At 59.6% G+C, this 21,945-nt stretch carries 16 protein-coding genes; 11 read left to right on the forward strand and 5 right to left on the reverse strand.

Annotated elements, in window-relative coordinates; all coding sequences use genetic code 11:
- Positions 1–55 precede the first annotated feature (55 nt).
- A complete protein-coding gene (locus tag CABTHER_RS07190; protein WP_014099949.1) occupies positions 56–3,442 on the forward strand; it encodes a DEAD/DEAH box helicase in 3,387 nt (1,128 codons plus the stop codon).
- A gap of 220 nt (positions 3,443–3,662) precedes the next feature.
- Here the strand turns inward: CABTHER_RS07190 and CABTHER_RS07195 are convergent, their stop codons facing one another.
- Together CABTHER_RS07195 and CABTHER_RS07200 are read right to left on the reverse strand one after the other, a co-directional pair.
- Positions 3,663–3,959, reverse strand: coding sequence for a Co/Zn/Cd efflux system protein (locus CABTHER_RS07195; protein ID WP_014099950.1), 297 nt, complete (start codon positions 3,957–3,959; stop codon positions 3,663–3,665).
- 21 nt (positions 3,960–3,980) lie between these two features.
- The gene (locus CABTHER_RS07200) at positions 3,981–5,105 is read right to left on the reverse strand and encodes an ArsA family ATPase (RefSeq protein WP_014099951.1); all 1,125 of its coding nucleotides are present in this window, start codon (positions 5,103–5,105) and stop codon (positions 3,981–3,983) included.
- 274 nt (positions 5,106–5,379) lie between these two features.
- Here CABTHER_RS07200 and CABTHER_RS07205 point away from each other — a divergent pair, with 274 nt between their 5' ends.
- Entirely contained in the window at positions 5,380–6,207 is an 828-nt protein-coding gene (locus tag CABTHER_RS07205; protein WP_014099952.1) for a glycosyltransferase family 2 protein, read from the forward strand.
- Here CABTHER_RS07205 and CABTHER_RS07210 read toward each other — a convergent pair.
- Entirely contained in the window at positions 6,201–7,646 is a 1,446-nt protein-coding gene (locus CABTHER_RS07210) for an APC family permease (RefSeq protein WP_014099953.1), read from the reverse strand. The genes CABTHER_RS07205 and CABTHER_RS07210 overlap by 7 nt on opposite strands.
- A gap of 147 nt (positions 7,647–7,793) precedes the next feature.
- Here CABTHER_RS07210 and CABTHER_RS07215 point away from each other — a divergent pair, with 147 nt between their 5' ends.
- The 4 genes from CABTHER_RS07215 to CABTHER_RS07230 are packed head-to-tail and all read left to right on the forward strand — an operon-like array spanning position 7,794 to position 13,924.
- Positions 7,794–9,725, forward strand: coding sequence for a M1 family metallopeptidase (locus CABTHER_RS07215; protein ID WP_187288352.1), 1,932 nt, complete (start codon positions 7,794–7,796; stop codon positions 9,723–9,725).
- Complete coding sequence (locus CABTHER_RS07220; protein WP_014099955.1) at positions 9,700–10,353, forward strand: MXAN_5187 C-terminal domain-containing protein; 654 nt, start codon at positions 9,700–9,702, stop codon at positions 10,351–10,353. The genes CABTHER_RS07215 and CABTHER_RS07220 overlap by 26 nt, the downstream gene beginning before the upstream one ends.
- Positions 10,354–10,379: 26 nt before the next feature.
- Positions 10,380–12,542, forward strand: coding sequence for a bifunctional serine/threonine-protein kinase/formylglycine-generating enzyme family protein (locus CABTHER_RS15700; RefSeq protein ID WP_014099956.1), 2,163 nt, complete (start codon positions 10,380–10,382; stop codon positions 12,540–12,542).
- Positions 12,543–12,544: 2 nt separating this feature from the next.
- A complete protein-coding gene (locus CABTHER_RS07230; RefSeq protein ID WP_228374036.1) occupies positions 12,545–13,924 on the forward strand; it encodes a PEGA domain-containing protein in 1,380 nt (459 codons plus the stop codon).
- A 48-nt stretch (positions 13,925–13,972) separates the two neighbouring features.
- Here the strand turns inward: CABTHER_RS07230 and CABTHER_RS17675 are convergent, their stop codons facing one another.
- Positions 13,973–14,095 (reverse strand): hypothetical protein, encoded by a 123-nt coding sequence (locus CABTHER_RS17675; protein ID WP_256443997.1) that lies wholly within the window; start codon positions 14,093–14,095, stop codon positions 13,973–13,975.
- Between the two features lie 3 nt (positions 14,096–14,098).
- On the reverse strand, positions 14,099–15,196 hold the full coding sequence (locus CABTHER_RS07235) for a M48 family metalloprotease (protein ID WP_014099958.1): 1,098 nt from the start codon (positions 15,194–15,196) through the stop codon (positions 14,099–14,101).
- A 283-nt stretch (positions 15,197–15,479) separates the two neighbouring features.
- On the opposite strand from CABTHER_RS07235, the gene CABTHER_RS07240 reads away from it, so the two are divergent.
- From CABTHER_RS07240 to CABTHER_RS07260, 5 genes are read left to right on the forward strand one after another with little or no spacing between them, the layout of a single operon-like run.
- Positions 15,480–16,148, forward strand: coding sequence for a TetR/AcrR family transcriptional regulator (locus CABTHER_RS07240; RefSeq protein WP_014099959.1), 669 nt, complete (start codon positions 15,480–15,482; stop codon positions 16,146–16,148).
- A gap of 3 nt (positions 16,149–16,151) precedes the next feature.
- On the forward strand, positions 16,152–18,008 hold the full coding sequence (locus tag CABTHER_RS07245; RefSeq protein ID WP_014099960.1) for an AMP-dependent synthetase/ligase: 1,857 nt from the start codon (positions 16,152–16,154) through the stop codon (positions 18,006–18,008).
- A gap of 60 nt (positions 18,009–18,068) precedes the next feature.
- A complete protein-coding gene (locus CABTHER_RS07250; RefSeq protein ID WP_041569136.1) occupies positions 18,069–20,450 on the forward strand; it encodes a 3-hydroxyacyl-CoA dehydrogenase/enoyl-CoA hydratase family protein in 2,382 nt (793 codons plus the stop codon).
- A gap of 40 nt (positions 20,451–20,490) precedes the next feature.
- Positions 20,491–20,703 carry a hypothetical protein gene (locus tag CABTHER_RS07255; protein WP_014099962.1) on the forward strand — a complete coding sequence of 71 codons (213 nt, stop codon included), beginning with the start codon at positions 20,491–20,493 and terminating at the stop codon, positions 20,701–20,703.
- Positions 20,704–20,731: 28 nt separating this feature from the next.
- Entirely contained in the window at positions 20,732–21,922 is a 1,191-nt protein-coding gene (locus CABTHER_RS07260; RefSeq protein ID WP_014099963.1) for a thiolase family protein, read from the forward strand.
- The last annotated feature ends 23 nt before the right edge of the window (positions 21,923–21,945 follow it).

The raw sequence follows: 21,945 nt of genomic DNA on the forward strand, positions 1-21,945 counted from the left end.
ATCAGGAATTAGCTGTTTGTGTATCAGTATTTCTAATCGTCCACCAATTCCGATTATGTACGCAAAGCTCTTCAGATTCTGGCAAACCATTGAAGCACTTTCGCCGCAGGGCGCCGATAAGCCTGATGCCTCAAACAGGAGCTTCCCTATCTACCGGGTCGAGGACGGAAACCTGCCACCTTGGCTTGATTCATCGCATCTTCGTCGTCCCATTCTAGCCAATAAGGCCTGGCGCTATTCGTTGCAGTGTGGACTTTTCGACAGCCTAAAACTGGCCGAGTTGTTGACCACAAGGATCAGTCAGCCTGACGACGTCCTCAATGAGAAACTGAAAGGCGGTGAAAGCCGGCTGTTTGATCTTGGCTTTGATGACTCTGGCATCCCGATTCCAGAAACGTTTGTGCTTTCGATGGCCTGTTGGGCATCCGGTCAGATTCTTCAGTTCAATGTTGACATTCTAGAGCAGGGTGGCCAGAACAATCTGGATGACGTCAAGGTGTACGATCACGTGTTGCCGATCAACAGCGGTTATAAGGGTTTCGACGCCCTGTCCGAGCGGCTGATTGGCTATGTGGCAAAGCAAGCGGCTGTGTTGCAGAAACAAAATCAGAAAGCAACGAAAGAATGGCTGGATCATCTCGTCCGTTTCGTGGCTGACAAGTGCTACTTCCCCAAGCACCTTTTTTCTGACCAGCCTACTTATATCGCCAAATGCTTCCAGGTGAAGGTCGAGGGGAAAACCTCTGCCGGGAAACCCCAGGAAGGTAATGGCCAGCCTGGCGACAAAGCCGGGGATGCTGATGAGAGCAGCACAGCACAAAGCGACGACCTCATCGGCAAACCCGGCGACAAAGCCAAGGATGTCGTCGGGAGCAGCGCAGCGCAACGCAACGACCTCATCAACAGCTTTTACATCGGTGATCTCACTCTGCTGAAAAAGGCAGCAGAGACGGAAAACCTTGGCGAAGGCTTACAGGCCTTTCTTGCCCCTCACAACATCAGGCCCATCAATCTGCGCACGCCGGAAGGTGTCCGAACTTCTCTGGAAATGCTTTCGCCCGAACGGATGCCTCGCGGGTGCTGGCCTTCCGATCATCCGCTGGTTTTCAGCCAGCAGCTCGCCGTCAATGAAATCTGGCGCAGGCTGGCAAAAGAACCGGGGCTTTTTGCCGTCAATGGCCCTCCAGGGACAGGGAAGACGACTCTGCTACGCGACATCGTGGCTGCGGTGATAGTAGAACGCGCCGCACATTTGGTCGAGGCGGTTAGGAAGAATCGCACATTTAGACAAGAGCAAAACCAAAAGATCGGCGACAGGCTGATTCCTTACTACCCGTTCGGAGACGCCGTAGCGGGGACTTCCATCGTTGTGGTCTCCGCAAACAACGGAGCAGTCGAGAACGTCTCCTTGGAGCTTCCGTCCATCAACAGTGTGCCGGATCGGGTGGAAGGGCGCTACTTCACGGAGCTTGCCACTGAGGTGCTCAGGGCGCAGGGGCAGAAAAGCGCCAGCGCGTGGGGGCTTCTTGCTGCCCGGTTGGGCAACAAGCAAAACCGGACCACGTTCCTTGACAAGTTCTGGTGGGCAGAACCCTGCGGCGCGGAAACCAAAGTCGGGCAGCCATGGAGCGGCGAGGGATTGCGTTGGCATCTCAACCAAATCAAGTGTGGCAGTCGCCAACCCTCGATGTCATTGGAAGACGCTATCGAGCGGTTCGTGCAGGCGCAACACAACGAGAAGAAAGCCAGACAGAAGCTGATCGACGCAGCAGACATTCCGAAGCAAATCCAGAAAAAACAGGAAACGTATGATAAAGCCTTGCTTGAACTACAACGACTTGCTGACGAGGAGGCAGAGTCGCAGCACCTTGCGTATGAAATGGATAAGCGCATTCTCCTCCTTGACACAGAGAATAACAAGCTGGGGAGTCAAATATGCGAAGTCGAGGAAAGACTCACCAAACATGATAACGAAAAGCCCGGGTTCCTGACTTGGCTGTTAACACTCGGTCGCTCGCATCGTGACTGGCGGAAACGGAAAGAGATGATCGTCGCCGAACACGACAATCTTCTCAAAAAGCAAGGCCTTCTGATGCAGCACAAGAGGGATGCCGAAGCAATTCGTGACAAAGCACGTGCAACCCTCGCCAAACTTGCTCGACACAAAGCATCGAAACGTGCAATGGCGAACAACTTGTGCAAAGAGATTAGGGACTTGCAAAGAAAGCTGGCAAGCACTAAAGCGGAATTGGGTAAGCACTGGGTCGATCAGAACTGTGATAATGATGCCCGAGAGAAGTCCTCTCCCTGGATGACCGAGGAGTGGCGTCTGGCACGGGAAGCGCTTTTCCTGGCGGCACTTGACCTGCACAGGGCGTTTATCGAGAACAACGCCGACGAGATGATCACAAACCTCAATCTTGTCAGTGACTGGTTGAGCGGAAAATCCCTCCCAGAGCAGATGGCTCGCACGGCGCTCGATACACTGTGCCTCGTGACGCCCGTGATCTCGACAGCTTTTGCTTCTGTCCCAAGGATGTTTGCCGACATCGGCCGGGAAGGGATCGGTTGGCTGCTGATTGATGAAGCTGGACAGGCTTTGCCCCAACACGCGGCAGGAGCTATCTGGCGGGCGAAACGCACGATCGTCGTAGGCGATCCCAACCAGCTTGAACCAGTCATCACGGTGCCTTCTTCTGTGGAGGAAGCACTTGCCGATCACTACAAGATCAAAAAGCCCTGGTGGCCGACGATGACATCGGTTCAACGCATGGCTGATCAAGCGACGGACATCGGCACATCGCTAGAAGACCCCCTTGGGGACAAACTTTGGGTGGGCTGTCCGCTGCGTGTGCACCGGCGCTGTGATGAACCGATGTTCTCGATCAGCAACCACATCGCTTATGGCGGGATGATGGTCTTTGGCAAACCTCCCTCGTCAGCATCCAATCTTCCCCCCAGTTGCTGGATCGATGTGCACGGTTCCAGAAACCAGCGCCACTGGATCGAAGAAGAGGGAGAGGTAGTCAACAGCTTGGTCTGTTTGCTGTTGAAGCAATTTGGCATCGAGCGTGAGGACATATTCCTTGTCTCACCCTTCAAGGACTGCGCCAGGAAGCTGTCCGAAATCGGACAGCAGTTTCGTCTCGATTCAAAAAAGGTGGGTACTGTGCATACCTCTCAGGGCAAGGAGGCTGATGTGGTTATTCTGGTGCTCGGCGGCGATCCGAGTAGACCCGGAGCGAAAGACTGGGCCGCATCCAAGCCGAACCTGCTCAACGTGGCTGTAAGTCGCGCAAAGAAGCGTCTTTACGTGATTGGGAACGCCGCAGAATGGAAAAAGCGATGCTTTTTCAAGCAAGCAGTTGAAAAGTTAGGCACAAAGACTTTTCAAGAGTTCGTGAGTCAAGTCCAAAGTGGGTCAGATAAAAAAGCCCCTTGATCATCAGGCAGACTGGATCGCGTGCCTGAGAGCACTGTGGCTTACATCGCCCTGCCGTGCATGGCGGTGCCCACTTCCCGGCAATGCCTGCTTTGTTGAAGCAGGTCGTCAGAGTGTTGTGATTGACCAAGCGGTCATAGTCTGGTCAGTTCGTCACCGGGTAGCGACACTTCCCCCTCCATCGTCGCGGACACTTTTGGTCTCGTTGTTATTGTCATTCTCATACGCTCGTTGCTTCAGCAGACCCGATTGACGGAAAATTATTCACCAGTACCACATGGCGGCGCGCCTTGGCTATGCGGTCACGGGAAACCACGTAGAGGCTCAGTCCGTAGGTCAGCGCATCGCCCAGGTTGTCCAGGCTGTCCGCCAGCAGGGCCATCGAACGGCCATACCACGCCGCACCGACTATCACGCCAAACATGAGCGCGTTGATGCCGAGCGTCAGCCACAGCGTACGCCGTTGCCGCGCGGAACAGGGGTTGAACGCACCTTCGTCGTGGCAGCAGTTTCCCATAGCAGCCTGTCTCCCGCACCGTCAGGCAAAGGTGATCGTCAGGGTATCGCCGCTGTAATCGGCGCCAACGGCTTCCTTGCTCCAGACTTCGGTTGGCAGCGGGATATTCCGCTTGAAATGACCAATTTCAAGCACAAGCTCACCGGCCCGGGTAACAAGGTCAAGGCGATCCAGCTCCAGGTTGGGAAGCCTGAGTTTGAGAACGTATTGACCATCGGTGGTGTTTTCCAGGGTCATCAGTGGCGCTGGCAATGCCCGCTCAAGTGGATCGCGCGTTTGGAAAAGATGTTCGGCCAGCGCCGTCAATGCTGGCAGCCCAATCGGCTCTTCGGTTTGGTCAGGGACTTCAACCACCGGCAACCCGGCAGACTTTTGCGCCAAGACATCCAATGCAGCTTTTTGGGCCGGCACTTCTTTGCGGACACGGTTGACGAAGATACTTTCCACCGGACATTCGTACAGGTGATGGTACGTCACCAGACGAAGGCCGTCCGTCACCGCCAGCCGTTCCGGGCGCGTCACCAGACGGTGCGAGGTCACTTCCGGGTTGGTGAGCGCCGCCCGCATTTCGCCTACCCGGCGGCTCACTTCCGGGAGCATGTCCATCGGATTCCGGCTGGGGAAAAGGGACTGCATCACGGGTGTCGCCACCAGCGCCAACCGCCGATACCAGGTCTCAATGCTCGAAAGTATCCACTTGAGACCTTCCGGGCCGGCCAACAGGGTCATCATCCCGGCCGTGGGCGGTGTATCCACCACCACGACCTCATACTGCCCTTCGCGGCTGGCCCGCCAGATTTCCGTCATCGCCGTCAGTTCTTCGAGCGCCGGGAACAGGAGCACTTCCTGCACATAAGCCGACTTGCCCGTGCCGATTCCGCGCAGAATGGTGGCCACGTAGTCCTGTACTTCGTGCCACTGGCTACGCAACTCGGCCAGGGCGCTGACTTCACGCGCCTCCAGGTTGGGAGCAACCGAAGTAGGTGTATGCCCAACCGTCGTGCCAAGTACATCGCTGAGGTTATGTCCGGCGTTGACGCTCATCAGGAGCGTTTTGTGCCCCCGGGCGGCACAGGCCACGGCCGTGGCGGCTGACAGCGTCGTTTTTCCAACGCCCCCTTTGCCAAAGTACGTCACAATCCGCATACACTCGGAACCTGCTTGTACGGTGAGCTTTTCGTCGCTGGCGGCAACGATATGTGGTTTGGGACTGAAACGCCACACGTCAGTGCAAGCTTTCAACTGCCTGATAGGCTTTTCTCAGCAGGTGCAAGTACCCTGCACAGTCGGGCTTGCCGCCTGACGTGGTTTTTTGCGGCTTGCAGAGAGTGCCCGGACAGCATCTCCCGAACCAAAGAGCGCATTGTCCACCGTTTCAGGCTAAAGTCTTTTCTTCAACCTTGCCACGCAACCAACATGGATGCCCACCCTTGCCGTCATCATCATCGCCCGCAATGAAGCCGCCCGGTTGCCGGCGGCGCTGGATTCCGTTGCCTGGGCGGAGGAACGCATCGTCGTTGTGGATACAACGACCACCGATGCCACGGCCGAAGTCGCCACAGCACACGGTGCACGGGTGGCCTGGCATCCCTTCACCGGCTATGCCGCACAGCGCAACTTTGGCGACACCCTGACCACCTGCGACTGGATTTTCTGCCTCGACGCCGACGAACGCGCCACGCCGACGCTGCACAAAGCCATTCACACGGCGCTGCACACACCATCGCCCTGCGTAGCCTTCACCGTCCGGCGGCGCAACCGCTACCTTGGGCAGTGGGTGCGGTACAGCGGCTGGTATCCCGACCGCCAGTTACGGCTCTACCGACGCGGTGCCGGGCAATGGTGCGGTGAATTCATTCACGAGTCCTTCAAGCCAACGGGACCGGTCGGCCACCTCGACGCGGACATCGAGCACGACGCCATCACCTCCCTTGCGGACCACCACGCCAAAATGAACCATTACACCGACCTAGCCGCCCGGGCACTGCTGGCTGCCGGGCAGCGGGTTCCGTTCTGGAAGCTGTTTTTCTGGCCGCCAGCCACCTTTTTCAAAACCTATTTCCTGCGCCTGGGCTGTCTCGACGGCTTTCCGGGCCTGTGCATTGCCTGGTTTGCCGCGCATTACGTGTTTTTGAAGTACGCCAAGGCCCGCGCCCTTGCTGCCGCACCGCCCACGCCGGATAACCCGGCGCTGGAAAACCCGGCACAGACGCCGGAAGACGCCACCCACGCGGACTTGCCTCACTGAACCGGAGCATTGTTGACATGCTGTTCGGTTGTGCGCTGGCGCATCTGGCGGCAATTGAATCCGTAGAGCGGCAACCCAAGAGCAATGATGCCCAGACCAATCCCGGATGAAACCGGATTGGTCGCCAGCGTGTTGACGATGAGCCACCCGGCCACGCCGAGAAACACCAGCGGCACAACGGGATACCCCAGCGTCCGGTAGGGACGCACCACCTGCGGCTGCGTCCGGCGCAACACGAATACCCCGGCCGTGACGAGGCCGTAAAACACCCAAGACGCAAAGACGACATAATCCGTCAACTGGTCAAACGTGCCGGACACCGCCAGAACGCAGGCCCAGAGTCCCTGCGCCAGCATGGCCCAGGCTGGCACGGCCGCCCGGTTGAGCTGCCCGAAGCGGGCAAAAAACAGGCCGTCCCGCGCCATGGCGTAGGGCACCCGCGCGTTGGTCAGAATAGAACCGTTGAGCGCACCCAGGCTCGACAGCACGAACGCCACGGACACCAGCCGGGCCCCGCCGTCGCCAAAGAATGTCTGGGCGGCTCTGGTCGCCACCGGCGGCGCTTCCGGGTAGGCCGTGGAGTTGGCCGTGGCAATGGCGCTCATCGGCAGGGCGTAGCAGTACGCCAGGTTGGCCAGGCCATACACCGTCAGCACGATCAGCATGCCGAAGATGAGCGCCCGTGGGATGTTCCGTTCGGGATGCTGCACCTCGCCGGCCGCCATCGGCAGGTTGTTCCAACCATCGAACGCCCACAGCGCCGCCAGCATGGCCGCCCCGAAGGTTGTGACGTTGACTGTTGCCGGCACATCAGAGTCCCAGACGTTGGACCATTTCCCGGTCGGCGAGCCAAGCAGAATACCGCCCACAATGGCGACGATGGCGCCGACCTTGACGGCCGTCAGTACGGATTGCAGCCGCCCCCCAACCACGACACCCAGACTGTTGAGCAGTGAAAACAAGGCAATCGCGCCAATGGCGATGAGCTGGCGCGGCCCGAACTGCCAGGCCATATCAGCCCCGAAAAGGCGGAATGTCGTGACATACCAGGGACGGCCATAGTCCACGACCCCGCCCAGGAAAATGGCAAATCCCACGCCGTAAATGGCTATCGAACCGGCCGCAGCCACAGCAAACCGCATCCAGCCGTAGAGAAAGGCCAGCCAGTCGCCATAAGCGGCGCGCAGAAACACATACTCGCCGCCAGCGCGTGGCAGCATTGCGCCCAGTTCGGCGTAGGTGAGCGCGCCGGCCAGAGAGAGCAAACCGGCAGCCACCCAGGCGGCCAGCACGGCCAGTGGTGAACCGAGTGCCTGTCCCATCACGGCCGTCTTGAGAAAAACACCCGTTCCGATGATCGTCCCAACGGTCAGCGCCAGCGCGTCGGTCAGGGTCAGTCCACGCCGGAGTTGTGGTTCGTCGGTCGGTACAGAAGCCATAGTTTCAGGGCGGACAGCCCGACGCCGGCGATGAAGCCGCTGCCGGTTGAGCCAGCCTCCGTCAGGGATTACAAAGTTGTGACGACAAAGGTATGGTGTTGCCACCTTATCCCGCTTCCAAAAGAAAGCAACATGTTCCCGGCCCGCATGACTGCCTGCTCCCTCGCCAGCTTCCTGCTCCTTGGACTCGTGACGCTGTGGCCACTCCGGCCGGTCGCCATGGCCCAACGGGCGGACCCGGAAGCCCCGCCCGCCCAGTGGACACGCATCAGTGATTTCGATACGCAGCACCTGGCGCTGGACCTGCGTTTCGACTGGCCAACCGAAACCGTCCACGGCACGGCGCGGTTGACGTTCAAGCCTGTCCGGTCGGATTTCCGCCGCCTCACGCTCGATGCCGGGCAGCCGATGACTGTTCTCGAAGTCGCTACGGAAAGCGGTGCAAAGCTGGACTTCCAGCACGACAAAGCGGCCGAAAAACTCACGATTTCGCTCGACCGAGGCTATGGGCGAAGCGATACCGTGACACTGGTCATCACCTATCAGGCCCGGGCGACACCGCCCACCGGCGGACTCTTCGGCGTGTTTGGCACGGGACTGACATTTCTGCGCCCGACCTCGACGGCTTCCAAACGCCGGTATCAAATCTGGTCCCAGGGTGAGACCGAATACAATCGCAACTGGTTTCCCTGTTTTGACTTTCCCAGTGACAAGTTCACCTCGGAAGTCCGCGCCACGGTTGAAACACCCTACACGGTCATCAGCAACGGGCGGCTGGTTTCGGATACAGACAACGGCGACGGTACGCACACCGTCCACTGGCGGATGGAACAGCCGCATGCCAGTTATCTGCTCTCGATTGCCATCGGGCAGTACCGCGTCATCACCAACGAGTACGACGGCATTCCGATGCAATCCTACGTCTATCCTGACCGGTACGCCGACGCCCGGCGCGCCTTCGCCAACCTGCCGCGCATGATGGCGTTTCTTTCGACCGAAACAGGCATCCGCTACCCTTATGCCAAATATGCCCAGACGATGATTGCCGAGTTTGGCGGCGGCATGGAAAACATCACGACGACCCACCTGGCCGATAACCTGCTCCCCCGCGCCCATGAGGAACTCGATAACATCGAAGCCCTGCAGGCTCACGAACTGGCCCACCAGTGGTTCGGCAATCTGGTGACGTGCCGGGACTGGTCGGAAATCTGGCTGAGCGAAGGTTTTGCCACCTATTTCGAGGCGCTCTACATGGGGGAGCGGTTTGGGACGGCCCGGCTGCGGGCCATCCTGGCCGAACACCACGCCACGTATCACCAGGCCTGGAATGAAGGGCTGCGGCGGCCCATGGTCACCCGGCAGTTCGCCCACCCGGACCAACTCTTTGACGCCTACGCCTATTCACGCGGCGCGCTGGTGCTCGACATGCTGCGGTTTGTCGTCGGCGACGAAGCCTGGCGCGAAGGCATCCGGCACTACCTGCAACGGCACCAGTTCCAGAACGTCGAAACCGGCGACTTCCGGCGGGCGATGGAAGAAGCCAGCGGTATGGGGCTTGACTGGTTCTTTGACCAGTGGGTGTACCGCATGGGACATCCGGTGTTTGAAGTCACCCATCGTTACGACGCCGACCGGCGGCAACTTACCGTGAAGGTTTGCCAGGTGCAGAAGCTGGAGCCGGCATCCCGACACGTGCAGACGGAGTATTTCCGCACCCCAGTTGAAGTGGAGATCGTCTCGGCCCAGGGACGCCGGCAGACTGTCCGGTGGTTTGTCGAAGCCCAGGCCGAGCAGGAATTTTCACTCCTGCTTGACGCTGCGCCACGGGCGGTTCGCTTTGATCCGCAGCACCGCCTGATTCGGGAAGTCGTCGGCGAAACAGCGCCGCTCCGGGAAGTAGCGGGTGTGGGATGGTGGGGCTGTCAGCACCGGCACCAGCACTGGTATCAGCCGGGGCTGTCGGCCACGGCCGTGACACATCGGCGATGCAATCCATTGCTGAGTCGTGTAGTCTTTTCCCACAGGCATTCCCAGCACTGCGAGGACGAGGGCCATGAGCGAAACGACTTCACTCGATGAGCAACTCAGTCAGCTCGAAACCGAAATCCGCCGTCTCAAAATCGAGTTTGACATCTTTTTCAATGGGGGACGGGAGCGCCCGCCTTACGACACCAAGCACCGCATTGACAAGATGGTGAAGCGAATCGAGGAAAACAAATCGCTGCGGTTTCAGCAACGGTTTCGCTTCAATCAAATCCTGGCGCGTCTGTCAGCTTTTCAGCGGCTCTGGGACCGCACCGTGAAAGACCGGGAAGAAGGACGTGACCTGCGTACGCAGTATCTGGTGAACTTCCGTGAAAACGAGGAGCGCCGCCGCGAAGAGTTCAGCGAAGCCATTGACGAACTCGATGTGGATGCCGTGTTCAGTGATTTCAGAAACAACCCGCTGCCGCCACGTTTTGAACCCACTACGGTACAGATTGGCCGCAACGTGTCGCAGGAACAGCAGGAATCCAACATCCGCAAGCTTTACGAAAGTCTCCAGCACGCCAAGCGCACGGTGGGTGAGCCGATCACCACGAGTTATGAGCAGTTCCGGCAGGTCATTGTCCAGAACACCCAGAAACTGTGCGCCGAACGCCAGACGGATCAAGTGCACTTCACCGTGGACATCGTTGACGGCAAAGTGAAGTTCAAAGCCAAATAACTCCTTTTCTCTGCAACACGGCACCCATGGCCAAGCAACCTGAGTTGACATCCGATGCCATCGAGCAAACCCGCCTTGCGGCATCAGCCGGCGCTCTGACGGGGGAGCTGACTGACCAAACCCAAGTCTCTGTCACAGAAACTGGTGCCGGGGCGCAAACTGACCTGGTGGTGGAGCACACCATCCAGCTTGGCACAGGGCCGGTGGACCAGCGGGAAACCGCCCGGGCCCAGCCGCCTTCCACTCAACCCGTCGGCATGGAGACAACCTCTCCTCCAAGACAACGTCCGGTCGAAGGGCTGGCTATCGGGCAACGCTTCCAGGGCAAGTACGAAATCCTCCGGCTGCTTGGCGTCGGCGGCATGGGGCGGGTCTATAAGGCACGTCACTGCGAACTCGATACGCTTGTCGCCATCAAAATCATGGTCGGCAGCCTGTCGAGTGACCGTGAAGCCATCGAGCGTTTCAAGCGTGAGGCCCGGGCAATGGCGCGCGTCCAGCATCCCAATGCCGTACGGGTGCTCGATTCCGGCGTCGAGCAGGGGGATTGCTACCTCATCATGGAGTTCCTCGAAGGCGAAACGCTCCGGGAACACATGACGCGCCTGCGCCAGCAGGGCACATCCCCTTCGCTGGAAACCATCATCCGCTACGCCGAACAGGTTTTTGCCGTGCTGGAGTTCATGCACCGGCAAAACATCACGCACCGCGACCTCAAACCCGACAACATCTTTCTGGCCCGCACGCCTGACGGAGAAGAAATCGTCAAGGTGCTCGACTTCGGGATTGCCAAAATCCAGACCGCAACCGTGGTCGGCATGACGACCGAGGGTACGATGATGGGCACACCGCGCTACATGTCCCCGGAACAGTGCCGTGGGGCGGCCATTGACGGACGTGCGGACATCTACTCCATGGGCGTCGTGCTCTACGAAATGCTGGCCGGTCAACCACCCTTCGACGGCGACACGGCCATTGCCGTCGCCCTCAAACACGTCAATGAGCCGCCACCCCCACTGCGGGAACTCAACCCCAACGTTCCCGAAGCCGTGGCCGCCGTCATCCACCGCGCCCTTGAAAAATCGCCCAGTCAACGTTTCCGCACGGCGCAGGAATTTTCGCAGGCGCTTCTGAAAGCCGCCGGACTGGCACCGGCACAGCCGGGATTACCGGCGGCCGTCGCCCCTTCCCTTGGGATTCCGAGCGAGGACGTGCCTACGCTGAAGCGACCGGCCGACAGCGGGGACACGCGCCCCTACGGCAGCGGTCTGCCGCTGGACGAAGGTGCGGCCAAGCGGCCCAACTGGTTCCTTGCCGCCGCCGCCGGCATCATTGTCTTGGGACTGATCGTTGTCGGTGTACAACTGTCTTGGCAATCTGTGTCCCAGCCGGCTTCACCTGTTACATCCCCGTCCCCAAGTGCCCCGGCAGCGCCCAAGGTGCTGGAAAACTTCATCCTCATTCCGGCGGGAACCTTCACCATGGGGCGCGATGCCGGCCCGGACGATTTCACCTCCGACAAGCGCGTGCCGGCGGATGAAACCCCTGCCCACCAGGTCACGGTCCCGGCTTTTTATCTGGCGAAGTATGAGACGACCAATGCCGAGTACAAACGCTTTGTTGCAGCAACGGGCCACCGGGCACCGCGAAGCTGGAAGCAGGGCAACTATTATCCGCCCGGACAGGACGATTTCCCAGTCACAGATATCTCCTGGCAGGACGCGGTAGCCTACTGCGACTGGCTTACGAAGACGAACGGCGAAGGCATTACCTTCCGCCTGCCTACTGAAGCTGAATGGGAATACGCCGCACGTGGCACAGACGGGCGTCTTTTCCCGTGGGGCAGCTTCTGGCGCGATGGCACCGCCAACACCCGGCAGGCGAAAGGCACCAACGAGGTACTGCTGCTGCCAGTCAATGTCGAGCCGAACAACACCCGCGACAAAAGCGCCTTTGGCGTCTTTGGCATGGGGGGCAACGTGTGTGAGTGGACGGCATCCGATTTCGCGCCGTATCCCGGCAGCCCCTACCGCCCGACCGGGCGTGATCTTGAATGCAAGGTGTATCGCGGCGGCCACTTTGCCTCACCGCTCAGCGATGCCCTCGCCTCCAGCCGCAAATGGACCTTGCCCGACAAAACCCAGGAATTCCTTGGCTTTCGTGTCGCCGCTACCCCGGCGCAACCATGAGGTTGAAAACCGTCACTCACCTTCTGCATTCCCTGCTCGCATTGCTCACCGTTCTGGCCGTCAGCGGCCCGTCTGCAACGGCCCAGAAAGAAGCCGGTGTCATCGTCGAGAAAAAAGTCAGGACGGCGAACTATCGCCCCCCTTCCGTCGGGTCGCTCATGGTCGCCAGCAACACCCCAACGGGCGAAGTACTGCTCAACGGCCAGCCCAGCGGACAGTTGACCGATGCCAGGTTCATGAAGCGGCTCAATCCGGGACGTTATCGGCTTGAAGTCCGTGCCGCCGACTACCTGCCCTTCTCCCGCGAAGTCACCATCACGGCCGGACGCGCGGAAGCCGTCATTGCCGAACTCAAACCCAACTTCGCCACCCTTTCCCTGCCAAACCTGCGCCTGCGCCCAACGCCCAAGCCGGCCGTTTTCGTGGACGGCCAACCCCTGGACGAAGGACGGTGGCGGTTGGACGGCCAGCGGCTGGAAGCACGCATCAGCCCACCGGGCACACGCACCATCCTGGTCAGGCAGGGAACGCGCGTCGTCTATCGGGGAACCCTCAAACTGGAAGCGGCTGCAGCCAAGGTTGAAGTCGCCGAACCGCCGAAAGCCATCCTCCGCATTGAGTCGCTACCTACGGCCCGCGTCTATGCCGACGACGTGTACTGCGGAGATGTTTCAGCCGACGGCACGCTGGTGATTGACCAGCTTTCACCCGATGAAACCCACCGGCTGCGCATCGAGGCCGAACGCTACCGGACGTTTGAAACCGACCTCACCGTGACAACCGAGCAACCGACCCTGCTGCGCGCCCGCCTGGAAGCCATCATCGAGTTTGCAGACAACTTCACCAACCTCTACAAGTGGGACGCCCCGCCCGGTTGGGCCGTGGAAAACCAGCTTCTGCGTGTCAGTGGCCCGGCATTTGCCGTCGGATTGCCCAAGGATGTTGGTTTTCGCGGCTGTGAAATCAACTTCGACCTGCGGGTGGCCCAGGGCGGGCGGGCTGCCTGGATCGTACGTGGGCGCGACGAACGCAACGGCTACCTGTTCATCCTGGAGGCCCCAACGCCCACGACGAGCCGGCTCGACACCTATCTCTATCGCGACGGCGCTATCGGGACGCCGGTGCAAAGCGACCCCCTGCCGCTGCGCTTCGAGGCGCGCAAGTGGAACCGCATTCGCATCGTCGCCCACGACAACAAAATCAGCCACCTCATCACCCCCAGTGACAGCCCTGACGAAATCTCAGTGGCGCTGTTCCAGGACCGCGACAAGCTCTTTCCCTACGGTGCGCCGGGCTTTGTTTCCCTGCCGGACGCGACGTTCTATGTCGGCGGTTTTGTCGTCTGCCCGGAGGGAGCCAACTGTCGCCCCGAAATCAGGTAGCCAGTGCATCCACCAGGCTGTCTCCCCTGGGCAGGCTGTCCCCTGTTGTCATATCCAGGAGGGCGGCAGAAACCACAGATGTGGTTTCCCAACGTGACAGTGCAGCGCCCGTGCGATGAGATTGCCCCAAGGCATCGAAAGCCAGAAGGTCAGGCGTGGCAACGGCAACATGTCTCATTGACCTCCATTCTTCCCGGAGTGGGCCTTGGCGATGTGGGCCAGGCGGGTATCCAGACTCGGTAGCGGGTGAAACACCTGCTGCTTGCGACCGGTGATGTCCGGCTGGGCGCGATTGATTTCTGCCAGTGCGATCAGGGTGTCGCGCAACACCTGTGGATCACCACCCTGGGCAAGGTAAAAGTGGTCTGCCGCCAGAACGCTGCGCCGTCCCAGAGCCGGCAGGACAAACAGGCCGGCAAAGTTCCACCACGTCATGCCAACGGCCAGTGTCAGCAGGTCAGCCAGTCCGCCATTCAGCCCGAAGTTGGTCAGTGCAGCCACAACGGCCAGCCCGGCAGCGAGCCACAGGCTGGACACCAGAACGCCCAGCGTACGGTGTCCCGTCTGAAGATGCCCCACTTCACGCACGAGCAGGCAGGCCACCTGCTCCGGGCGCAGCTTGTCAAGCGTCGTCTGGCTTATCCACAACTGCGTCGTTGGCCCCCAGCCGACCAGGCCGCCATTGACGGCTTCATCCGCATCACCGGTGAAGACCACCAGTTTGGGTAGCTTTGAGCGTAGCGCAGGCGGCACCGCGTCAACGACCGGCGGCGCGTCAAAGGGCTTCCGGCGCACCACCGGCGGCAGCAGGAAAGGCTGGAGCAGGGCCAGCACCAGAGAGACGCCGGCCACCAACCCGGCCGCCGCCAGCCACCACCAGCCGGGCAGCCACTGATGCAACTGCCACAGGGCGGTCAGGCCGAGCACGAACATAACGCCCTGTCCGGTCACGCCGGTCAGATAAGCCATCAGCCAGTGACGCAACGTGCGCTGCGTCATGGCGAAACTGCGTTCTGCTGCCCAGCCGGTCAAAAGCTCCAGCGGTGCGTTGACGGCGGCGTACAGGACATAAAAGGCCGCCAACCCCAGCACAATCCTCCCGACCGAAGGCTGGGCCTCGATACCCAACGCACGGGACAGGGCAACGTGTCCCCCGGCCAGGATGAACACCGTGAAAAACATCAGATTCCAGCCAATTGCGCCAATTCCGCTCCAGAGACGAAAGTCCTGGTAGGCGCGGCCTGCCGTCAGCAAAGCGGTTTGATTCGTCATACGTCGTGGTGTTGCGAGGGGCAACCGGAGTAGCGCCCGGAGGGAGTCTGTGATGGTGATGCGCCAGTGAGCGGGACGCAACCCGTCTTTCCCGTCCGGTTTCCTGTCCGGCAACCCGGCCGTCCGCGCCGGGCAGGGGCAGGCGAGAAGACAGATTTTTCCGTTGCATCCCGGCGTCGTTCGGCCTAATGTTCTGAATGATGGTTCATTCAGTGCATCAATCCGGTGCACGCCTTTTGTCCCACCAAACCTTGTCCCTGTTTCTGGAAAGGCGACTCCACCTATGGCGCGACTCGTGGCCAGCCGTACCGCCGACAAGCCTCCGGCCCCGGCTTCGCGGGGCGAAAACGGCAAGCATGACACGATTTTACGCGCGGCCGTCACGGTCTTTGCACGCAACGGCTATTTCAACTCGAAAGTGTCGGACGTGGCACGGGAAGCTGGCGTGGCGGATGGGACGGTCTATCTGTACTTCAAAAACAAGGACGACCTGCTGTTTTCCATCATCACGGAAATGCTGGATTCGTTCATCGTCCACGTCCGAACGGCGATTGCGCCTCTGAGCAGCCCACTGGCCCAACTGCGCGAAATTGCACGCCTGCACCTCGAAATGCTTGGCCGTGACCGCGACCTCGCCGTGGTGTTTGAAGTCGAAATCCGGCACTCGACGAAGTTCATGGAGGAGTTTTCGACCAAAAAACTGAGCGAATACCTTGACCTTATCCAGCAGGTCATTGAAGCCGGCCAGCGGGCCGGCGAGTTTCGTCCTGACATCAACCCGCGCATCGCCACCAAGGTCTTTTTCGGTGCGCTCGACGAAATGGTGACGAACTGGATTCTAAGTCGTCGCGGCAAGCCCCTGGCGGCAGCCGTCGAGCCGGTTCTGGACATCCTGCTGCATGGTTTTGTGCCCCATCCGGCGTCTGTTACCGCATCACCGACCAAGGAGTAGCCTATGGCTTACGGAACGTCCCCTGCCGTTGCCAAAGTCCCGACGACCCTGTGTGAAGCCTATGCTGCAGCCATCCGCAACCATGCCAAAGACGATGCCTTTGCCTACAAACACGCCGGGCAGTGGGTCAAGGTCTCGCACGCGGCCTTTGCCGAGCGCGTCCGTAAGGCGCGTGCCGGTTTCCTGGCGCTGGGCATTCGACGTGGCGACCGGGTAGGGCTGCTTTCTGAAAATCGTCTTGAATGGACGATTACTGACGTGGCACTGCTGAGCTGTGGCGCAGTGGATGTACCGATTTACGCCACCTCGACCGGCAGCCAGATTGCCTACATCATCAACGATGCCGGCGCGGAAGCCTTGGTGCTGTCGAACCAGAAACAGTTCGACAAGGTGGCGGCCGCTATCGGCGAGATGCCCCAACTGAAGTTCATCGTGACGTTCGACCCGATCAACGTCACGGCTCCGCTGCCGTCGCGGGTGAAAGTCCTCACCTTTGAAGAACTGGCGCAGCTTGGCGACCGTGGCAGCGTGGGTGACTTCCTTGATGAAATGGTCCGTGCGGCCAGTCCTGAAGACCTGGCCACGCTTATCTACACCTCTGGGACAACGGGCGACCCCAAAGGCGTCATGCTCACCCACGACAACCTGACGTTCAACCTCGTCGCCAATGTCGAACGGCTGACTGACCTGGGACCTGAAGATACCGCCCTGTCTTATCTGCCGCTTTCCCACGTCTATGAGCGGACGGTCATGAACGTTTTTGTGTATTCGGGTGTCTCAGTGTATTTCGCCGAAAGCGTGGACACTGTAGCTCAGAACCTCATGGAAGTGCAGCCGACAGTCATGACGAGCGTCCCCCGTATCTTTGAGAAAATTCTGGCCAGGATTGAAGAAGAAGGACGCAAGGCCGGCGGACTGAAAACCAAACTGTTCACCTGGGCAATGGAAACCGGCCGGGAATACTCGCGGGCCCTGCACCGGGGGAATGTCCCCCCGATGCTTTCGCTTCAGTATGACATTGCCTATGCCTTGGTTCTTTCCAAAATCAGAAATAAGATTGCTCCGCGTATCAAGTTTTTTTCTTCCGGGGGAGCTGCTCTGGCCGAAGATGTTATGCATGCCTTTTCCGGCATGGGACTCACCATCCTGCAGGGCTATGGACTGACAGAGACTTCGCCGGTGATTACCTCCAACACGAAACATGAAAACCGGCCCGGCACCGTGGGCAAACCCCTCCGTGGCGTCGAGATCAAAATCGCCCCGGACGGTGAGATTCTCACCCGCGGCCGGCACGTCATGCGTGGCTACTACAACAAGCCGGACAAGACCGCCGAAGTGCTCACCCCGGATGGCTGGTTTCACACGGGCGACATCGGCGAAATTGATGCCGACGGCTTCCTGCGTATCACTGACCGTAAAAAAGACCTGTTCAAAACGTCGGGTGGCAAATACATCGCCCCGCAACCGATTGAAAATGCTCTGGTGACCTCCCCCCATATCACCCAGGCGGTAGTGGTTGGCAATGGGCGCAAGTTTCCCGGAGCTTTGATTGTGCCAACCCCTTCCAGTGTTCAAAACCTGGCCCGTGAGTTGGGACTCACCAATGCCAGTTACGCAGAACTGCTCAAGCATCCCAAGATTCTTGATTTCTACCGTCAGGAAGTGGCACGTCTGACGCCACACCTTGCCCAGTGGGAGAAAATCAAAAACATTGCCCTGCTCGAAAACGAATTGACTATTGAAGGCGGCGAACTGACGCCGACACTCAAAGTCAAACGACGTGTCGTGGATGAAAAATACAAGGCTGAAATTGATGCCATCTACGACGAAAAGAACCTGGCCTCGGCCAACCAAAGCTAGTGAGTCCTGCACTGGCTCACGCCGTGGTGATGACATTTCGATGACAAAGGACGTGTGACTATGGCTCGCAAAATGGAAAAGGCAGCGGTACTTGGCGCTGGTGTGATGGGTGCCCAGATTGCCGCCCACCTGGCCAACGCCGGTATCCCCGTGGTTTTGCTGGACATCGTTCCGCCGGACACCCCGGCGGAAGCAGATGCCACAGCGCGCAGCCGCCTTGCGCTCTCGGCGCTCGAAAAGCTGCACAAGATGAAACCGGCGCCCTTTTTCCTGGCCGGCCATGCGGCCCGAATCCGGGCTGGCAACTTTGAAGATCACCTGGAATGGCTCCGGGATGCCGACTGGATCATCGAGGCCGTCACCGAAAACCTCGCCATCAAACGGGCGCTCTACGAAAAAATCGAACCGTTCCGCAAGCCCGGCAGCCTTATCACCTCAAACACGTCCGGGATTCCCATTGCCTCGCTGGCCGAAGGCCGTTCGGAAGACTTCCGGCGAAACTTTCTGGGCACGCACTTCTTCAACCCGCCGCGCTACATGTACCTTGTCGAGCTGATCCGAACGCCTGACACCGACCCGGAAGCGTCCTGCTTTGCGTCCAAGCTCTGCGATGAGCTGCTCGGCAAAGGCATTGTCTATGCCAACGACCGCCCCAACTTCATTGCCAACCGCATTGGGATTTACGGCTTCATGCGGACGATTCAGGTCATGATGGAAATGGGGCTTTCCATCACCGAAGTGGACAAGATGACCGGCCCGGCCATCGGGCGTCCGAACAGCGCCACGTTTCGTACCGGCGACCTGTCCGGTCTGGATACCACGGTGGCTGTGGCCCAAACCGTTTACGAAAGCATCCCGGAAGATGAGTGCCGAGCGCTGTTCGTTCCACCCGACTTCATCCGCCAGATGGTTGAGCGGCGCTGGGTTGGCGACAAAGCCGGACAGGGCTTCTACAAACGGGTGCAAACCGAAGCCGGACGTGAGATATACGAACTGGATTACCGGACGATGGAGTACCGCCCCCAGCCGAAGGTCAACTTCCCTTCCCTGGAGGAAGCCAAACGCATCAGCGATCCCCGTGAACGGCTGCGGTTCCTCATCAATGGCAAAGATACGGTCGGGCAGTTCCTGTGGTCGGTCATTGGAGATGCCCTGGTGTACACCGCCAATCGCATCCCCGAAATCACCGACGATCTCGTGCAGGTGGACCGCGCGATGAGGTGGGGCTACAACTGGGAACTGGGGCCGTTTGAGACTTGGGATGCCTTGGGTGTTGCGGAAACGGTCAAGCGCCTGGAAGCTGATGGCAAGCCGATTCCGCCTCTGGTCACCGACCTTCTCTCCAGCGGCAAGACCAGCTTTTATGACAAGGAGGGGACACAAACGGTCGTTTTTGTCCCGGCCAAAAAGACTCACGAACCGGTTGGCGACCGGGTGGGTGTGATCCTGCTCAAGTCGGTCAAGGAACGGACCGGTGTCATCAGGAAAAATGCTGGTGCTTCACTCATTGATCTGGGTGACGGTGTGGCCTGTCTTGAGTTTCACACCAAGATGAATGCGCTTGGGACCGACACCATCCAGATGATCCAGTTCGCCATCAAGGAAGTCGCGCAGAACTTCGTCGGATTGGTTGTCGGCAACCAGGGCGAGAACTTCAGCGCCGGCGCCAATTTGATGATGATGCTGATGGGTGCCCAGGAAGGCGAATGGGATGAACTCAACCACGCCATTCGGACATTCCAGAACACCGTCATGTCCCTGCGCTACTCGCCCAAGCCAACGGTCGTAGCGCCATTTGGGCTGACGCTGGGGGGCGGCTGCGAAATGACCCTGCACGGCGACCGGGTTCGGGCGGCGGCGGAAAGCTACATCGGGCTGGTTGAAGTCGGCGTCGGCCTTCTGCCAGCCGGCGGCGGCACAAAGGAGATGCTGGTCCGCTGCGCTGACCGCGCCCGTGGGACGGAAGCTGACCTCATGGTATTCGTCAAAGAAGCCTTTCAGAACATCATGCTGGCGAAAACCTCAACCAGCGCCGAAGAAGCCCGCGAACTGGGCTATCTGCGGCCGACCGACGGCATCACCATGAACCGTGACCGTCTCATTGCCGACGCCAAGCAAACTGTTCTGGCGCTGGCGCTCGAAGGCTACCGGCAACCGGCGATGCGCACCGACATCCCTGCGCTGGGGGAGTCGGGACTGGCGGTGCTCAAGTTGGGGCTGCACCAGATGCTCCGCGCTGGCTATGCCACCGAACACGATGTGCTCATTGGAACCAAAGTCGCCAAAGTGCTGACCGGTGGTGATTTGAACCATCCCAGCACAGTTTCGGAGCAGGACCTGCTCGATCTGGAACGGGAAGGATTCCTGAGCCTCTTGGGTGAACGCAAAACCCAGGAACGTATCCAGCACACACTCAAAACCGGTAAACCACTGCGTAACTAGGCAGTGTCCAGACAACACCTGCTTACCCTGTGGAGGACGTATGGCCCGCACGCCTGAAGAAATCGTCAAGCGTTACAAGGAAGCCAACATCTGGCTGCGCCACTGGAAACAACAAATTGGACTTGCCAAAGATGAAGAGCAACGGGAGATGTTTACGCAGTACTACGAAGAGCGCGTCCAGGAAATTGCGGCGCTCGAAGAACCCTACCGCGCGGCACTGAAGATACTCAACCAACAGGAGAGCCAACGCTGAGCCGCAGTTTTTTCCGAGGTGTTACTTTATGAAGGAAGCCGTCATTGTTTCTGCCGTCCGCACGGCGGTCGGAAAAGCCAAAAAAGGCGCTCTGGCGCACGTTCGTCCTGATGATTTTGGTGCCGTGGCCATTCGCGCGGCAGTCGAACGGGCATCCCCGCTCGACCCGGCTGCCATTGACGACGTCTTCTTTGGTTGTGCCATGCCGGAAGCCGAACAGGGCATGAACGTGGCCCGAATCGCGGCCCTGCGCGCCGGCCTGCCGGTTTCAGTCAGTGCGGTGACGGTCAACCGCTTTTGTGCCTCCGGTTTGCAGACGATTGCGTTTGCTGCCGACCGCATCCGGGCTGGGGGAGCTGAAGTTATTGTTGCGGGCGGCACGGAGAGCATGTCGCTGGTTCCGATGACCGGTAACAAACTGTCCCCCAACCCAACTCTGGTGGACACCTACCCTGATGTGTACCTGAGCATGGGGCTGACGGCGGAAATGGTAGCCCGCAAGTACGACATCTCCCGTGAAGAGGCCGATGCGTTTGCGTATCGCAGTCACCAGCGCGCCCTTGCTGCTCAGCAGGCCGGGAAGTTTCAGCCGGAAATTGCGCCAGTGACGGTCATCCGCAAGGACCGGGACGCCCGTGGAAAAACCATCACGACCGAGCGGGTGTTTGATGTAGATGAAGGTCCCCGCCCGGACACGACGCTTGAAGCTCTGGCCAAGCTCAAACCGGCCTTTCACGTTGCCGGCCAGGTGACAGCCGGCAATGCCTCGCAAACCAGCGATGGTGCGGCGGCTGTCGTGGTGATGTCGGAGACCAAAGCTCAGGAATTGGGGCTTAAACCTCTTGCCCGCTTCGTGGCCTTTGCCACGGGCGGCGTAGCTCCCGAAATCATGGGCATTGGCCCCGTGGAAGCCATCCCTAAAGCCCTCAAGCAGGCCGGGCTGACGCTTGATGCCATCAAGCTCATCGAACTCAATGAAGCCTTTGCTGCACAATCGCTGGCGGTCATGAAAGTGCTGGAACTCGACCCCGAACGGGTCAACATCAACGGTGGTGCGATTGCTCTGGGGCATCCACTTGGCTGCACCGGTGCCAAGCTGACCACTTCACTTATCTATGAACTGCGTCGCCAGGGTGGGGGCTATGGGATGGTCACGATGTGCGTCGGTGGTGGCATGGGTGCTGCCGGTATTTTCGAGGTCTTTGCCGAAGCCGCATAAACCAAAATGTACCAAGGAGTTGC

The organism is Chloracidobacterium thermophilum B, assembly GCF_000226295.1.
GTDB lineage: Bacteria > Acidobacteriota > Blastocatellia > Chloracidobacteriales > Chloracidobacteriaceae > Chloracidobacterium > Chloracidobacterium thermophilum.

Coding starts and splice junctions, on each gene's coding strand:
- CABTHER_RS07200 (WP_014099951.1), bottom strand. CDS start 5,105: ATGCGGATTGTGACGTACTTTGGCAAAGGGGGCGTTGGAAAAACGACG.
- CABTHER_RS07235 (WP_014099958.1), bottom strand. CDS start 15,196: ATGACGAATCAAACCGCTTTGCTGACGGCAGGCCGCGCCTACCAGGAC.
- CABTHER_RS07190 (WP_014099949.1), top strand. CDS start 56: ATGTACGCAAAGCTCTTCAGATTCTGGCAAACCATTGAAGCACTTTCG.
- CABTHER_RS07255 (WP_014099962.1), top strand. CDS start 20,491: ATGGCCCGCACGCCTGAAGAAATCGTCAAGCGTTACAAGGAAGCCAAC.
- CABTHER_RS17675 (WP_256443997.1), bottom strand. CDS start 14,095: ATGTTGCCGTTGCCACGCCTGACCTTCTGGCTTTCGATGCCTTGGGGC.
- CABTHER_RS07195 (WP_014099950.1), bottom strand. CDS start 3,959: ATGGGAAACTGCTGCCACGACGAAGGTGCGTTCAACCCCTGTTCCGCG.
- CABTHER_RS07220 (WP_014099955.1), top strand. CDS start 9,700: ATGAGCGAAACGACTTCACTCGATGAGCAACTCAGTCAGCTCGAAACC.
- CABTHER_RS15700 (WP_014099956.1), top strand. CDS start 10,380: ATGGCCAAGCAACCTGAGTTGACATCCGATGCCATCGAGCAAACCCGC.
- CABTHER_RS07215 (WP_187288352.1), top strand. CDS start 7,794: ATGACTGCCTGCTCCCTCGCCAGCTTCCTGCTCCTTGGACTCGTGACG.
- CABTHER_RS07210 (WP_014099953.1), bottom strand. CDS start 7,646: ATGGCTTCTGTACCGACCGACGAACCACAACTCCGGCGTGGACTGACC.
- CABTHER_RS07245 (WP_014099960.1), top strand. CDS start 16,152: ATGGCTTACGGAACGTCCCCTGCCGTTGCCAAAGTCCCGACGACCCTG.
- CABTHER_RS07240 (WP_014099959.1), top strand. CDS start 15,480: ATGGCGCGACTCGTGGCCAGCCGTACCGCCGACAAGCCTCCGGCCCCG.
- CABTHER_RS07205 (WP_014099952.1), top strand. CDS start 5,380: ATGCCCACCCTTGCCGTCATCATCATCGCCCGCAATGAAGCCGCCCGG.
- CABTHER_RS07260 (WP_014099963.1), top strand. CDS start 20,732: ATGAAGGAAGCCGTCATTGTTTCTGCCGTCCGCACGGCGGTCGGAAAA.
- CABTHER_RS07250 (WP_041569136.1), top strand. CDS start 18,069: ATGGCTCGCAAAATGGAAAAGGCAGCGGTACTTGGCGCTGGTGTGATG.